Annotated in this window: 8 protein-coding genes; 3 read left to right on the top strand and 5 right to left on the bottom strand. The window is 60.9% G+C overall.

What is annotated here, in order from left to right:
- Positions 1-20: 20 nt before the first annotated feature.
- The 3 genes from QR290_RS21480 to QR290_RS21470 all read right to left on the bottom strand — a co-directional run bounded on the left by QR290_RS21480 (position 21) and on the right by QR290_RS21470 (position 4,794).
- Positions 21-1,211 carry an osmoprotectant NAGGN system M42 family peptidase gene (locus QR290_RS21480; RefSeq protein WP_115078817.1) on the bottom strand — a complete coding sequence of 397 codons (1,191 nt, stop codon included), beginning with the start codon at positions 1,209-1,211 and terminating at the stop codon, positions 21-23.
- A 61-nt stretch (positions 1,212-1,272) separates the two neighbouring features.
- On the bottom strand, positions 1,273-3,018 hold the full coding sequence (gene ngg / locus QR290_RS21475) for an N-acetylglutaminylglutamine synthetase (RefSeq protein WP_289203566.1): 1,746 nt from the start codon (positions 3,016-3,018) through the stop codon (positions 1,273-1,275).
- A 3-nt stretch (positions 3,019-3,021) separates the two neighbouring features.
- Positions 3,022-4,794, bottom strand: coding sequence for an N-acetylglutaminylglutamine amidotransferase (locus QR290_RS21470; protein ID WP_085607268.1), 1,773 nt, complete (start codon positions 4,792-4,794; stop codon positions 3,022-3,024).
- 296 nt (positions 4,795-5,090) lie between these two features.
- On the opposite strand from QR290_RS21470, the gene QR290_RS21465 reads away from it, so the two are divergent.
- Positions 5,091-9,917 carry an NEL-type E3 ubiquitin ligase domain-containing protein gene (locus tag QR290_RS21465; RefSeq protein ID WP_289203565.1) on the top strand — a complete coding sequence of 1,609 codons (4,827 nt, stop codon included), beginning with the start codon at positions 5,091-5,093 and terminating at the stop codon, positions 9,915-9,917.
- A 12-nt stretch (positions 9,918-9,929) separates the two neighbouring features.
- On the opposite strand, the gene mnmC is transcribed toward QR290_RS21465, so the two are convergent.
- Positions 9,930-11,909, bottom strand: coding sequence for a bifunctional tRNA (5-methylaminomethyl-2-thiouridine)(34)-methyltransferase MnmD/FAD-dependent 5-carboxymethylaminomethyl-2-thiouridine(34) oxidoreductase MnmC (gene mnmC, locus QR290_RS21460; protein WP_289203564.1), 1,980 nt, complete (start codon positions 11,907-11,909; stop codon positions 9,930-9,932).
- Positions 11,910-12,082: 173 nt separating this feature from the next.
- Between mnmC and pap the strand changes: the two genes are divergently transcribed.
- Entirely contained in the window at positions 12,083-13,597 is a 1,515-nt protein-coding gene (pap, locus tag QR290_RS21455) for a polyphosphate:AMP phosphotransferase (RefSeq protein ID WP_115078812.1), read from the top strand.
- Between the two features lie 102 nt (positions 13,598-13,699).
- Positions 13,700-14,884, top strand: a complete 1,185-nt coding sequence (locus tag QR290_RS21450; protein ID WP_289203563.1) for a thiolase family protein — start codon at positions 13,700-13,702, stop codon at positions 14,882-14,884.
- Between the two features lie 136 nt (positions 14,885-15,020).
- Here QR290_RS21450 and QR290_RS21445 read toward each other — a convergent pair whose 3' ends face one another.
- Positions 15,021-15,215: a DUF6316 family protein gene (locus QR290_RS21445; RefSeq protein ID WP_115078810.1), complete on the bottom strand. Its 195-nt coding sequence runs from the start codon at positions 15,213-15,215 to the stop codon at positions 15,021-15,023.
- Positions 15,216-15,344: the final 129 nt, after the last annotated feature.

The following is a 15,344-nucleotide window of genomic DNA, read 5'->3' as shown; positions in this document are numbered from 1 at the left end:
ATGACCGCCGAGGGCCAGACTCAACTGTCCGAGCGTTGCCCCACCAGGCTGTCCACCGACGGCACACGGGTGTCGCTCTCCATCTGCGTTTCGTGCTCGATCTGATGACTGAAGCGATCCAGTGAAGCATTGGCCGGTTGCGCATCGCTGGCGAATACCGGCGGGCTCAGAATGTATGCCCCCAGCAAGCGACTGAGCGCCGCAAGACTGTCGATGTGCGTACGTTCGTAGCCGTGGGTTGCGTCGCAACCGAAGGCGAGCAGGGCGGTGCGGATGTCGTGACCGGCAGTGACGGCCGAATGGGCATCGCTGAAGTAATAGCGGAACAGGTCGCGGCGCACCGGCAGTTCGTGTTCACCGGCCAGACGCAACAGGTGCCGCGACAGGTGATAGTCGTACGGCCCGCCGGAATCCTGCATCGCCACGCTCACCGCATGTTCGCTGGAGTGCTGGCCCGGCGCGACCGGGGCGATGTCGATGCCGACGAATTCGCTGACGTCCCACGGCAAGGCTGCCGCTGCGCCGCTGCCGGTTTCCTCGGTGATGGTGAACAGCGGATGGCAGTCGATCATCAACTCCTGACCGCTGTCGACGATGGCTTTCAGCGCTGCCAGCAGTGCAGCGACACCGGCCTTGTCGTCCAGATGGCGAGCACTGATGTGGCCGCTTTCGGTGAACTCCGGCAGAGGATCGAAGGCCACCACATCGCCAACACTGATGCCCAGCGAATCGCAATCGGCACGGGTCGCGCAATAGGCGTCCAGGCGCAATTCGACGTGATCCCAACTGATCGGCATTTCGTCCACGGCGGTGTTGAAGGCATGACCGGAAGCCATCAACGGCAACACGCTGCCGCGAATCACACCGTTGTCGGTGAACAGGCTGACGCGGCTGCCCTCGGCGAATCGGCTCGACCAGCAACCGACCGGCGCGAGGGTCAGGCGCCCGTTGTCTTTCACCGCGCGCACGGCGGCACCGATGGTGTCCAGGTGTGCCGAGACCGCACGGTCGGGGCTGTTTTTCTTGCCCTTGAGGGTGGCGCGGATCGTGCCGCGACGGGTCATCTCGAAGGGGATGCCGAGTTCTTCCAGCCGCTCGGCGACGTAACGCACGATGGTGTCGGTGAATCCGGTGGGGCTGGGAATGGCGAGCATTTCCAGCAGGACTTTCTGCAGGTAATTCAGATCCGGTTCGGGAATTTGGGTGGTCATGGAAACTCCTGTTGCGGGGCGTCATTCGCGCGCTGAACGCGGGAATGACGCTGAAGAGAGATCAAACGGCCGGCTGACTGTGCGGAAACAACAGATCGACAAACCGCTCCGCCGTCGGTTGCGGCTCATGGTTGGCAAGACCCGCCCGCTCGTTGGCTTCGATGAACACGTACGCCGGTTGATCCGCCGCCGGCACCATCAGGTCGAGGCCGACCATCGGAATCTCCAGCGCACGGGCCGCACGTACAGCGGCCTCGGCCAGGGTTGGATGAAGAATCGCCGTGACGTCTTCCAGCGTACCGCCGGTGTGCAGGTTCGCCGTGCGCCGCACGAACAGATGCTCTCCCGCTGGCAGGATGCTGCTGTAGTCGTAACCTGCCGCGTGCAGAGTGCGCTGGGTTTCGTGATCCAGCGGGATTTTGCTTTCGCCGCTGGTGGCCGCTTGCCGGCGCCGACTCTGGGCTTCGATCAGCGCGCCGATGGAATGATGACCGTCGCCGACCACCTCCGCCGGGCGGCGAATCGCCGCTGCAACCACCTCGAAACCGATCACCAGAATCCGCAGGTCGAAGCCTTCGTGGAAGCTTTCGAGCAGCACGCGGGTGTCGAACTGCCTGGCTGCTTCAATGGCCTGCTGCACGTCTTCGATAGTCTGCAGGTCGACAGCCACACCCTGGCCTTGCTCGCCATCCAGCGGTTTGACGACTACTCGCTGGTATTCGTCGAGAAACGCCAGATTGTCGTCCGCATTCCCCGCCAACTGCTGTGACGGCACATTCAACCCGGCAGCTTTCAACACGTTATGGGTCAGGCTCTTGTCCTGGCACAGGTTCATGCTGATGGCGCTGGTCAAATCGCTCAGGGATTCGCGGCAACGCACCCGTCGCCCGCCGTGGATAAGGGTGAACAGCCCGGCGTCGGCGTCGTCCACTTGCACGTCGATGCCGCGCCGATGGGCTTCCTCGACGATGATCCGCGCATAAGGGTTGAACTGCGCCTCCGGCCCCGGCCCGAGGAACAGCGGCTGATTGATGCCGTTCTTGCGCTTGATGGCGAACGTCGGCAGGTTGCGAAAACCGAGTTTGGCGTAGAGGTTTTTCGCCAGACGGTTGTCATGCAGCACTGACAGATCGAGGTAGCTCAGGCCGCGGCTCATGAAGTGCTCGATCAGATGGCGCACCAGCACTTCGCCGACACCGGGACGCGAACATTGGGGATCGACCGCCAGGCACCACAGGCTGCTGCCGTTTTCCGGGTCGTTGTAAGCCTTCTGGTGATTGAGGCCCATGACGCTGCCGATCACCGCGCCGCTGTCGTCGTCTTCCGCCAGCCAGTACACCGGGCCGCCCTGATGGTGCGGGGTGAGCAGGGTGGGATCGATCGGCAACATGCCGCGAGCCTGATACAGCTGATTGATCGCCTGCCAGTCCGCGTCACTCTGCGCACGACGAATGCGAAAGCCACGAAATACCCGGGTGGCCTGGCGATAATCGCTGAACCAGAGGCGCAAGGTATCGGACGGGTCGAGAAACAGTTGGGTCGGTTCCAGGCCGAGAATCTGCTGCGGCGCGGCGACGTACAACGCAATGTCGCGCTCGCCCGTCTGTTCGTTGAGCAGTTCCCGGGCAAGGCTCGCCGGATCGGGAAAGGTGTGGCCGATCAGCAACCGGCCCCAGCCGCAATGCACTGCAATCGGTTCGGCGGCCGGCTCGCTGCCGTCCTCGGCCAGACGCGCCTGCAAGCGTTCGTAGGACGGCGTCTGACCGCGCAGCAGCCGTTGGCTGTAAGCCGTGGCGTGAGGTTTCATCGATCAGATTCCTTGTTCGCTGAGCCACAGGTTCAGGGCCGCCAGTTGCCACAGCTTGGAGCCGCGCAGCGGGGTCAGTTGACCTTGTGGATCGGTCAGCAGTTTGTCGAGCATGGCGGGGTTGAACAGGCCGCGATCCTGACTCGGATCGAGCAGCAGTTCGCGCACCCAGTTCAGGGTATCGCCTTGCAAATGCTTGAGGCCCGGCACCGGGAAGTAACCTTTCTTGCGGTCGATCACTTCGCTCGGGATGACCAGTCGCGCGGCTTCTTTCAACACCTGCTTGCCGCCGTCCGGCAGTTTGAATTTGCCGGGAACCCGGGCCGACAATTCCACCAGTCGGTAGTCGAGAAACGGCGTGCGCGCCTCAAGGCCCCAGGCCATGGTCATGTTGTCGACGCGTTTGACCGGGTCGTCCACCAGCATCACCGTGCTGTCCAGACGCAGGGCCTTGTCGACTGCCGCATCGGCGCCGGGCTGTGCGAAATGTTCCTTCACGAAGTCGCCGGCAGCGTCATTGGCGGTCAGCCATTTCGGCTGCACCGTGGCGGCGTAATCGTCGTAGCTGCGGTCGAAAAACGCCTCGCGATAGGCCGCATACGGATCGGCCGCGCCGTCGACCTGCGGATACCAGTGATAACCGGCGAACAACTCGTCGGCACCCTGGCCGCTCTGCACCACCTTGCAATGTTTGGCCACTTCCCGGGACAGCAGATAGAAGGCGATGCAGTCGTGGCTGACCATCGGCTCGCTCATGGCGCGGAACGCGGCGGGCAGTTGCTCGATGATCTCTTTTTCGTCGATGCGCAGTTGATGGTGCTGGGTGCCGTAATGCTTGGCGATCAGGTCGGAATACTGAAACTCGTCACCACGTTCGCCGCCGGCATCCTGGAAACCGATGGAAAAGGTCGACAGGTTTTCCACGCCGACTTCGCGCAGCAGGCCGACGAGCATGCTCGAATCGACGCCACCAGAAAGCAGCACACCGACATCCACCGCCGCCCGTTGGCGGATTGCCACGGCTTCGCGGGTGCTGTCGAGCACGCGGTCGCGCCAGTCTTCCAGGGTCAGATTTTTCTCGTCGTCGTGTGGGCCGTAGGGCAGGGTCCACCAGGTTTTCTGCTCGGTGGTGCCGTCCGCTTCAATGCGCATCCAGCTCGCTGGCGGCAGCTTTTCGATGCCGGCCAGCAAGGTGCGCGGCGCTGGTACCACCGCGTGGAAATTCAGGTAATGGTTGAGTGCCACCGGATCGAGGATCGGGTTGATATCACCGCCCTTGAGCAGCGCCGGCAGGGCCGAGGCAAAGCGCAGGCGCTGGCCGGTGCGCGACAGGTACAGCGGCTTCACACCGAGACGGTCGCGGGCGATGAACAGGCGCTGGGCATCTCGCTCCCAGATGGCGAAGGCGAACATGCCATTGAGTTTCGGCAGCAGCGCTTCGCCCCAGGCGTGGTAGCCCTTGAGCAGCACTTCGGTGTCGCCGCCGGAATAGAACGCGTAACCGAGCGCTTCGAGTTCGGCGCGCAGTTCCGGGAAGTTGTAGATCGCGCCGTTGAAGGCCAGGGACAGGCCCAGTTGGCTGTCGATCATCGGCTGCGCCGAGCCGTCCGACAGGTCCATGATTTTCAGGCGTCGATGGCCCAGGGCAATCGGCCCCTGAGCATGAAAGCCCCACGCGTCAGGGCCGCGAGGGGCCAGGTGATGGGTGATTCGCTCGATGGCTGCAAGGTCTGCAGGTTGTTGATCAAAACGTAACTCGCCAGCTAATCCGCACATAAAGTCCTTACCGGTTTTTCCGTTGGGGAGGGTGTTGCTGAACCGCACCGAAATGGCCGGTACCCAGAAACTGACCCGGCACGGATGTGGGAGTTTTAGAACGATCGGTTATAAGCGGGTTGGCCTGACCGGTGGGCCATTAACAGCTTGGTTGAAGTGTCAGGTAGTAGATAAGTATTCGAAACATACGGATTGCTGGTTGTTTGCCGGGTCGAACGGGCAGTTATTCTTGTTTTTTATTCGGTGGCGGGATCGATAGGGTGAAAGGACTCAACAGCGATAAAGGAATATTGCCCATGTCCACTACACCCGCGTCGACCACACCGGTCGCCCTTACGGAAAAACAGAAACTGAGCTTTTTGCTGGAAGCCACTGGCGATCTGGACACCGCTACGGCATTGCAGAAAAGCTTTCCCCCGGTCCTGCTCAAAGCCAGTGCCGACACATTGGCGGCACTGGAAAAGACCGCGCGTGACTTGCACGCAACCCAGGTGCAAGTGGAAACAGACCTGAGCCGGCTGCAATCGCTCAAGCGCTTTTGCATCGAGCAATTGAGCCGCGCACTGACTGCGCGCTGGCCGGCTGTACTCGACGTCGAGAAAGATCATCTGGAGTTGCCGGGAAGCTATTGCGGTTGTGAGGCGGTGACCCCGCCCGGGGGGGGAGAGAAGGTGATTCCGCCCGCTACGCCGACGCTGCTAGAAGCAGCGATGCAGAACTTCACGGAAGACGAGGCGCAAGCCGATTACTTTCCCGCAGGCAGCGTAGTAAGAATTGCGAGCAGGCCTGACGGCGTTCCCGGTCTGACACCCACGGCGTTCGCCGCATTCTGCCGGGAGCTGGACCTGGGCCGGCTATACCAGGCGCATTTCCAGCAGGTGTTCGGTGTCAGGGAGATCAATGGCAACCGGGTCGCCACCGGGACGATGGTTCGTAATATCTCGGTGATGAAAAAGCAGATGCTGCAACTGGATCTGCACCTGGCGCTGATGAAAGAACATGTTTCACAGGACGGTTATCAGACGGTCCAGCGTTTGATTGATGCCGGAGGCGTCGTCGATGCCCAAAGCCTTCAATTCAAGGGGCGACCGCTGATCATGCAGGGCCTCGAGGCGCTCGACAGCTGTCTGTGGGGTGTTGTGGTCTTCTCCGAAAAATCGGTGGAACTGGATCCCGATCAATGGTGCCTGGTCTACATGCCCGGCGAGCCGGACCAGCCGTTGTACGAGTACACCAGCTTCACGGCATTCGTCACGTATCTGGAATTCAAACTGGGTATGGGCAATTACAAAAGCTACTTCAGCCACTGCATCGGCGAGGTCGACAAGGAGGACTTTTTCAAGACGCTTGCCGATACCAAGAGTCTGGGGAAAGTCAAACAGTTGGAAATGCCGGGCCCGTTGTTCGACTTCATGCTCAAGAGTCATGTCGGCAAGTTGCAGCTCGATGCCCGCGCGCTCGCCGTACCGACGGCGGATGTCGATGAAGAAGAGCGCAAGAAGCGTTTGATCCACTACCTGGAAATCGGCATGACGATCGCCAACGTGGCGGGGTTCGTCGTCCCGGTTCTGGGGCAACTGATGATGGGCGTCGCAATCGGACAAATGCTTGCTGAAGTGTACGAAGGGATCGAGGACTGGAATCGGGGAGAACGTCAGGAAGCTTTTTCACACTTGCTCGGCGTGGCGGAAAGTATTGCGCTGATGGCCGCCGTGGGGGCTGGCATAAAGGTCTTGAAATCCCTGGCGATCAAGACAGTTAAAAAACACCCGGATTTCTTTCAGCCTTTCACCGCCATTCTTGACCGCAATGGTCAATCCCGATTGTGGAAGCCGGCACTGGATGCCTATGCACAGCCGCTGCCGGTAAAGGCGGGTTCCGCACCCGACGCGGCGGGCTTGTATCAGGTCGATGGCAAGGTCTTTGTCCGTATTGACGATCGAACCTATGCCGTGGCGCTGGATCCGCTTTCAAAGACCTGGTGCCTTCAGCATCCTGTCCGGCCGAATGCCTACGCCCCTGCACTCACGCCCAGTCGGCACGGGGGCTGGCGTCTTGCCCTGGAGCCTAGCGAGCCATGGTCCGGGGCCTATACCCTCAAACGTATCGATCCGCAGTTGGCGCGTTTTGAAGACAGCCGTCTGGAGATGATCCGCCGGCTGACCGACACCCGGTTCGACGAACTGCATCGCCTGAGCGATGACGGACTGCCGATACCTGCCCGGTTGCGAGACGCTCTTGAGCGATTTGCAATCGATCAAAGGCTGCGTGAATTCGTGACCGCCATGGAACGTGGCGAGTCGACCGGCTCTCGCCATGCCGAGGAGCAACTGCACGCGTTGCCCAGGCTGGCGAAATGGCCGACCGATCGCTACATCAAGGTCGTGGATGACAACGAACGTATCGTTGAAACCTTCCCTGCGGGCTCGATTGACGATGACACCGTGAGCGTTATTGTGAGCCAGGCGCAATTGGCCGCAGGGGAATTGCTACAGACCGTCATCGACGGTTTGTACGACCACGAAGTGGAGGCATTGGTGGGCATCGACACGAAGCCCGCTGATCAGGGCAGAGAGCTGGCGAAACTGCTGGGGGAGTCGGTCAAGGCCGATCGCCGCTCGACATTCGATCATCTGTATCAGCGGTATGACCAGACCATCGAAAGCGAGGTGCTCAAGGCAAGACAGGTCTGTCCCGGCATACCGGCACGCCATGCACAAGAGCTGATCCGCCAGTCCCCGAGTGTCGAGCGCCTGCACCTGCGCACCAGCGGACGAGTGCCCATGGGTATCGCACAACGGTTGAACGAGGCCTCGAGCAACATTCGACTGGATCGGGCGCTGACCGGCTTCTACCTGTCTGAAATATCCAACGCCGATACAGAGAAACTGGCCATCGGGTTGCTGCCGCAACTCGGTGGCTGGGATTCGCAGCTTTACCTCGAATTGCGGGCCAGATCACTCAACGGAAGTCTGCTGCAAATTGTCGGCAAGCAACCGCCCCTGCCTGGCAACTCACTCACACTGGTCCGGCTCGAAAATGGCTACGAGGTGTTCGACAGCCAGAACAAAACCCTCGGTCGAACTTCCGGTCCCGACAGTCTTTATCAGGCCATCCTCAAGGGACTTTTACCCCGTCAGGCCAAGGACATTGGATTCGCGTCTGCCAAGCCGGAAGACGGCTGGCGTTTGCGAGGTCAACTGCTGAACATTGGGCTGGACGAGCGGGAAGGTTGCGCCCGGATACTGGCGGGGGAGCGCTTTGAACCGATGTTCTCTGAACCGCTGTGCACGCTCGCCGATCCTCCGGTATCGAATCATTCGCGGCGCTTGCTGCGAAAAGTTAAACAACTGTACCCATTGTTTACCGACGCTCAGGCCAGCGAGTTTCTTGACCAGGCGGGCAGCGATCATCTTGCCCGTGCCCTGCGGGTCAGAGAATTACAGGGCAATCTGAGCCGACTGCGAAGCGAACTCGATGTCTGGATAGACGATGAGGCAGCCATAAAGACGCTGGGCGGCGATGTCAGTGAAATAACGGAGTGTCGGCGGATTGTGGCGTTCGATATCGAGGACAGCTTCCGCCGGCTGGTCTTCCTGCGCGACGAGTACAACAACCCGGTGTTCGGTCTGAGGCTCGATGGCATGCGATTCGGAAAGCTTCCGTTCCTGCCGATCGGGTTGAGCTTCGATCATGTCCAGCATCTGTCTTTGCAAAACATGCAACTGGACAACGATGTCGCCTACTTCCTCAGAGCCTTCAAGAACGTCGAGATTCTTGAGCTGGGTCGCAACAGGCTCACCCGGTTGCCGGAGTTCATTTCCCGCATGCCCGACCTCCGGCGGCTGAGCCTGGCGCAAAACCGCATTCAGTTGACCGAGCATGATCTGGTGAAGTTGTCCCGGATGGGTTCCCTGCAAAGCCTGGATCTGAGCGAAAACCCCTTGGGGGCCACACTGGATGTCAGCGAGATGTTCGAACTGTCTGAGTTGAGCGTGCGCAACACCCGTTCCACAGAGTTGCCCAAAGGGCTGGAGCGCTTGCCGAATCTGGATCGGGTGGATCTGCGCGACAACGACATCCGGGATTTGCCTCAATGGCTCTTCGAAACCCCAAGGCGATTCAGTGAGACGATCAATCTGCGCAACAATCCGATTTCCGAAGTCAGCAACACCCATCTGACCAATTACCGCAAAAACACCGGGGTCGGCATGGGCTACCTGGAAAATGACATCGCCAGGCTGGACGAACATCAGGCGCGTTCTATCTGGCTGACCGAAACAGGTGGAACGCAAGGTGCCAGACGTTTGCAGATATGGAATTCGATCAAGGACGATCCGACGGCCGAAGGTCTGTTCCATTTGCTGGCCGAGCTGGGTAATACCGCTGAATCCAGACATGTGCGTGAGGACATGTCCCGTCGGGTGTGGAGTGTTCTGGAGGCCACGCAAGCCAATGCCGAACTACGCGGGCAGATTTTCGATCTGGCCGCCAACCCGATCAACTGTACGGACAATGCGGCGCTGAACTTCAGCCATCTTGAAGTGGCGGTTCATGTTCACAATGTGCTGCGTGTTTCCGGTGGTGAAAAACCATCGGCGGCATTGCTGATGAGGCTTGCCCGAGGCTTGTTCCGGCTGGAACAGATCGACCGGATAGCTGCTGAACACGTTCTGGATCAAGGCTCTCCCGATCCTCTGGAAGTCACGCTCGCCTACCGTACCGGCCTGGCGCGGGCGTTCGACCTGCCGGGGCAGCCTTCGCACATGCGTTACGGGGAACTCGCTGATGTGACGAGTGAGGATCTGGTTACGGCTATTCATCGAATCCAGACGGCCGAAGTATCCTCTCAATGGCTGGATTTTCTGGGTCGCCAGCCGTTTTGGAGCGACTATCTGAAAAGCAGTTTTGTTCAGCAGTTCGAAGAAGCGCGGGAGCCTCACCAAGCGGAGGCACGGGCGCTGTTCGACAAGGCCGAGGAGCTCAGCTCTGCCGATTACCTGAGCGAAATGAACCTCTGTGCTGCCCGAATGGAGCAGACCGAAAATGCGTTGTTGCGGCGGCTTACCCGGCAGGTAACGGAGTCGATTGAGAGGGGGACCTGCATTGTGCCCACTGACTGATTATGCTCGGGTTCATTTGCCACGAATCAGACGGCGCAGGGCAAACCGGTTGGGGTGACAGGCTTCGGCCACGCTGCGAGGCAGGGGCAGCGGTTCGTTGTCGAGCCATGCGGCCAGCAGCTCGCCAGACAGTGGCGCGGTGATCAACCCGCGTGAACCATGACCGCTGTTGACGTACAGACCGTCCAGCCACGGGCAGGGAATGTCCGGCACTTGCCGGGCATCCTTGCTCAAGGCGCGATAGGCGTCGGTGAAGGCTTCGCGATCGGCGAGCGGGCCGACAATCGGCAGGTAATCGGGACTGGTGCAACGGAAGGCGGCTCGGCCCTCAAGGCTGTCGGCGTCGGGGTCGCTGATGTGCAGGCGTGCGACCAGATCCGTGGAGATTTCATTGAGCATCGCCAGATTGCCCAGGTGTTCGGCGGTGGTCGGGGTCAGGTCGTCGCTGTTGAAATCGAAACTGGCGCCGAGAGTGTGCTCGCCCAAGCGTGCCGGTGCGACGTAACCTTCGGCGCACACCACGGTGGTCAGCGCCTGGCTTTGTGTGGTCTGCGCCAGTCGGGTGATCTGCCCGCGAATGCGTTTGAGGGGCAGGTCGGCACTCTGGGGGAAACGCTTGATCTCGGCGGCACCAGCCAACACCACGACAGGTGCTGTTGCGATCAAGCGATCACCGTCGAAGGCCTGCCACTGGCCGTCGACCTTGCGCAGTTCCACGGCTTCCTGATGGGTGAGCAGCGTGACGCCCGGTTGTGCGGATTGCGCCTGACACAATGCCGGCGGATGCACCCAGCCGCCCTCGGGATAGTACAAACCGCCATGGGCCAGACCGATCCCGGCACGGGCCTGCGCTTCGGGTTGATCAAGCCATTGCAGAAGGTCTTCGGGAAACGCGGTCGCCAGTTGCGCCTGACGTTCGCGTTCCTTTTCATTGAACGCCAGTTGCAGCACGCCGCAGTCATCCCAGTCGGTACCGCGTTGCAGGGTTTCCAGCAGGCGACGGGTGTAGCCGAAACCGCTGACGATCAACTGCGACAGTGCGGTGCCGTGGGCGGACAGTTTCAGGTACAGCACGCCTTGGGGATTGCCCGAGGCTTCCTGTGCTACCGCGTCATGTCGCTCCAGCAGACTGACCTGCCAGCCCCTCGCCGCGAGGCTGGCAGCGGTGGCGCAACCGGCCAGACCGGCGCCGATCACCAGGGCACGACGCTCACCGCTCAACGGAGCCGGACGGGCGAACCACGGTTTGTTGGCGGCGGGGGGCGCAACGTCCTCTGGCCAGCCGAGAAATTGGCCGCGCAGGATCTCCCACTTATGGCCGATGCCCGGCGTGCGCTTCATCTTGAAGCCGGCGGCGTTGAGCAGGCGCCGCACCCAACCGGTGCTGGTGAACGTGCTGATGGTCGAGCCGGGCGCCGCCAATCGCGCCAGTTCGGCGAACAGTTCGGCGGTCCACATCTCCGGGTTTTTCGCCGGGGCGAAACCGTCGAGAAACCAGGCGTCGATCTGGCCGTCCAGTTGCGGCAACTGCTCCAGCGCATCGCCGATCAGCAGCGTCAGGGTCACGCGACCGTTATCCAGAACAATGCGTTGGAAACCTTGATGGATTGCCACGTAATGCTTGAGCAACTGATCGGAAAGCAGCTTCAGGTCGGGCCACAACGCCAGTGCTCGCTTTAGATCCGCGGGGCTCAACGGAAACTTTTCGACGCTGACGAAATGCAGCCGCGCACCGGCCACTGCATGCTGTTCGAACAACTGCCAGGCGCAGAGAAAATTCAGCCCGGTGCCGAAGCCGGTTTCACCGATCACCAGTCGCCCACCCGCCGTCAACGCGGCAAAACGCTCGGCCAGACGGTTCTGTTCGAGGAACACGTAGCGGGTTTCATCCAGCCCCGACTGGTCGGAAAAATACACATCGTCGAACACTCGCGAACGCGGGCGTCCCTGGTCATCCCAGTCGAGTTGGGCGTGGGGCATTACAGGTTTCATGGCAGGCTCGGCAACGACAAGGCGGCCATTCTAGCCGATCACGCAGGCGGCGCTTGATCCATGGCAAGCCTTGCCGACGATCACTCAAGGACAATCCGCCGCCGGCGGGAATTTCTGTGCCGCGCCAGAGCCCAATCCGCTAGTCTTGCTGAATCCTGGAAGGAGCCGTCCCTATGTTCGAATCCGCTGAAATCGGTCACGCCATCGACAAAGACACCTACGAAGCCGCCGTGCCCGCCTTGCGTGAAGCCTTGCTTGAAGCCCAGTTCGAGTTGCAGCAGCAGAAGCGTTTCCCGGTGATCATTTTGATCAACGGCATCGAAGGCGCCGGCAAGGGCGAGACGGTGAAGTTGCTCAACGAGTGGATGGACCCGCGCCTGATCGAAGTGCGCACCTTCGACCAGCAGACCGACGAAGAGCTGGCACGGCCACCGGCCTGGCGTTACTGGCGGATGCTGCCGGCCAAGGGGCGGATGGGGATTTTCTTTGGCAACTGGTACAGCCAGATGCTGCAGGGCCGGGTGCATGGCTTGTTCAAGGATCCGCGTCTGGATCAGGCGATTGCCGGCGCCGAGCGCATGGAAAAGATGTTCTGTGATGAAGGCGCGCTGATCTTCAAGTTCTGGTTCCACCTGTCCAAGAAACAGATGAAGGCGCGGCTCAAGGCCCTGGCCGATGACCCGCTGCACAGCTGGCGCATCAGCCCGCTCGACTGGCAGCAGTCGCAAACCTACGACAAGTTCGTCAAATACGGCGAGCGCGTGTTGCGCCGCACCAGTCGCGATTACGCGCCATGGCATGTCATCGAGGGTGTCGACCCGCACTACCGCAGCCTGACGGTCGGCAAGATTCTGCTCGAGGGCCTGCAAAACGCACTGAAGCGTCCCGATGTGCATCCGCACGATGTCAGCGCCCAGCCGCTGGGCTCGTCGGTGGATCAGTTGAACCTGCTCGACAGCCTCAACCTGGATCAGCGTCTGGAAAAGAAAGACTACGAAGAACAATTGATCACCGAACAGGCGCGGCTGTCCGGCCTGATGCGTGACAAACGCATGCGCCGCCATGCACTGGTAGCGGTGTTCGAAGGCAACGATGCGGCGGGCAAGGGCGGTTCGATTCGTCGAGTGGCGGCGGCGCTCGATCCGCGTCAGTACAGCATCGTGCCGATTGCCGCGCCGACCGAAGAAGAGCGTGCGCAGCCGTATCTGTGGCGGTTCTGGCGGCACATTCCGGCGCGGGGCAAGTTCACCGTGTTTGACCGCTCGTGGTACGGCCGGGTGCTGGTGGAGCGGGTCGAAGGCTTTTGCAGCACCGCCGACTGGATGCGCGCTTACGGAGAAATAAACGACTTCGAGGAGCAACTGGCCGATGCCGGGGTGATCGTGGTCAAGTTCTGGCTGGCGATCGACAAGGACACGCAGATGGAGCGCTTTCAGGAGCGCGAAGAAATCCCGTTCAAGCGCTTCAAGATCACCGAAGACGACTGGCGCAACCGTGACAAATGGGACGCCTATCGTGCCGCCGTGGGCGACATGGTCGACCGCACCAGCACCGAAATCGCGCCGTGGACGCTGGTCGAGGCCAACGACAAGCGCTGGGCCCGGGTCAAAGTGCTGCGCACGATCAACCGTGCGCTGGAGGAAGCTTTCGAGAAGTCCGACAAACGAGCCAAGAAGCACAAGGACTGAACCGATGGGCACGCATACGCGAGGTGAATGATTGTCGCGGTCGGCGATTGGGTGGACTTATGCTCGGTTCACTCTCAACCGACTGCAACAATGAGGTATGCCATGCGTGAAGTGGTGATCGTCGACAGCGTACGGACCGGCCTGGCCAAGTCCTTTCGCGGCAAGTTCAACCAGACCCGTCCCGATGACATGGCGGCCCATTGCGTCAATGCGTTGCTCTCGCGCAATGACATCGACCCGGCCAGCGTCGAGGACTGCATCGTCGGCGCCGGCTCCAACGAAGGCGCCCAGGGCTACAACATCGGTCGCAACGTGGCGGTGCTCTCGCAATTGGGCACCGGCACGGCGGGCATGACCCTCAACCGTTTCTGTTCGTCGGGCTTGCAGGCGATTGCGATTGCCGCCAACCAGATCGCATCGGGTTGCAGCGACATCATCGTTGCCGGCGGCGTCGAGTCGATCAGCCTGACCCTGAAAAGCGTCAACACCGATCACCTGATCAACCCGTTGCTCAAGCAGCAGACGCCGGGCATCTACTACACCATGGGCCAGACCGCCGAAGTGGTGGCGCGTCGTTATGGCGTCAGCCGCGAGGCGCAGGATCGTTACTCGCTGCAAAGTCAGATCCGCACGGCCCAGGCGCAGGCAGCCGGCCTGTTCGACGATGAAATCGTGCCGATGGCGGTGAAGTACCGCGTTGAAGACAAAAACAGCGGTGAAGTGCAGATCCTCGACGGCATCGTCGATCGCGACGACTGCAACCGCCCGGACACCACCTATGAAAGCCTCGCGGGATTGAAACCGGTGTTTGCCGAAGACGGTTCGGTGACCGCCGGCAACTCGTCGCAGTTGTCCGATGGCGCGTCGATGACGCTGGTGATGAGCCTGGAAAAAGCCCTGCAACTGGGGCTCAAGCCGAAGGCGTTTTTCCGTGGGTTCACCGTGGCCGGTTGCGAGCCGGACGAAATGGGCATCGGCCCGGTGTTCTCGGTGCCGAAACTGCTCAAGGCGAAAGGCTTGCAGGTGGCGGACATCGATCTGTGGGAATTGAACGAAGCGTTTGCCTCGCAGTGCCTGTACGCCCGTGATCGTCTGGAAATAGACAACGAGAAATACAACGTCAACGGCGGCTCGATTTCCATCGGTCACCCGTTCGGCATGACCGGGTCGCGGCAGGTCGGGCATCTGGTGCGCGAGTTGCAGCGGCGTAATCTGCGTTACGGGATCGTCACCATGTGCGTGGGCGGCGGGATGGGTGCGTCCGGGTTGTTCGAAGCCGTACGCTAGGCCTTGAACGATACGTTGACCGGCAAATCGTAATCGCGGGCAAGCCCGCTCCCACACTGTTCGAGTGTGCTCACAATTCAGTGGCCACTCCGGAACCTGTGGGAGCGGGCTTGCCCGCGATTGGGTTCAGCACGGCTTATCTGTTGGAATCCATCAATTGCATCCGCGCGATGTAAGCCTTTATTTCCTGCTCGGCTTTCTCGGGGCTGTCGAACGGCCCTTCAAGGGTATTTTCCCGGGTGCTGAAATACAGTTCGCCGTTGACCCGGCACACGCGGTCGCTGCGAAAGTGCGTGGCGGGGGCGGTGTCCTGGGCGCGCATGCCTAACATGACGAAGGTCTCCTTGGTGAGTGTTGTCCCGGGCTGGATCCAATGAGCTTATGCCTGAACCACTTACCTTGCCCGGCCAGCCGATCAACGGCCCGTCGTCAATTTTCTGCTGCGACCTGCACAGTTTCA

It is taken from the genome of Pseudomonas fluorescens (genome assembly GCF_030344995.1).
In the GTDB taxonomy this organism is placed as follows: domain Bacteria; phylum Pseudomonadota; class Gammaproteobacteria; order Pseudomonadales; family Pseudomonadaceae; genus Aquipseudomonas; species Aquipseudomonas fluorescens_BF.
Note: the sequence above shows the minus strand (reverse complement) of the source record. Positions and strands in the feature narration are given on the sequence as shown.

Excerpts from the sequence above, each read along its gene's own strand:
- QR290_RS21480 (WP_115078817.1), bottom strand. The coding sequence starts at position 1,211 with ATGACCACCCAAATTCCCGAACCGGATCTGAATTACCTGCAGAAAGTC.
- ngg (WP_289203566.1), bottom strand. The coding sequence starts at position 3,018 with ATGAAACCTCACGCCACGGCTTACAGCCAACGGCTGCTGCGCGGTCAG.
- QR290_RS21470 (WP_085607268.1), bottom strand. The coding sequence starts at position 4,794 with ATGTGCGGATTAGCTGGCGAGTTACGTTTTGATCAACAACCTGCAGAC.
- QR290_RS21465 (WP_289203565.1), top strand. The coding sequence starts at position 5,091 with ATGTCCACTACACCCGCGTCGACCACACCGGTCGCCCTTACGGAAAAA.
- mnmC (WP_289203564.1), bottom strand. The coding sequence starts at position 11,909 with ATGAAACCTGTAATGCCCCACGCCCAACTCGACTGGGATGACCAGGGA.
- pap (WP_115078812.1), top strand. The coding sequence starts at position 12,083 with ATGTTCGAATCCGCTGAAATCGGTCACGCCATCGACAAAGACACCTAC.
- QR290_RS21450 (WP_289203563.1), top strand. The coding sequence starts at position 13,700 with ATGCGTGAAGTGGTGATCGTCGACAGCGTACGGACCGGCCTGGCCAAG.
- QR290_RS21445 (WP_115078810.1), bottom strand. The coding sequence starts at position 15,215 with ATGTTAGGCATGCGCGCCCAGGACACCGCCCCCGCCACGCACTTTCGC.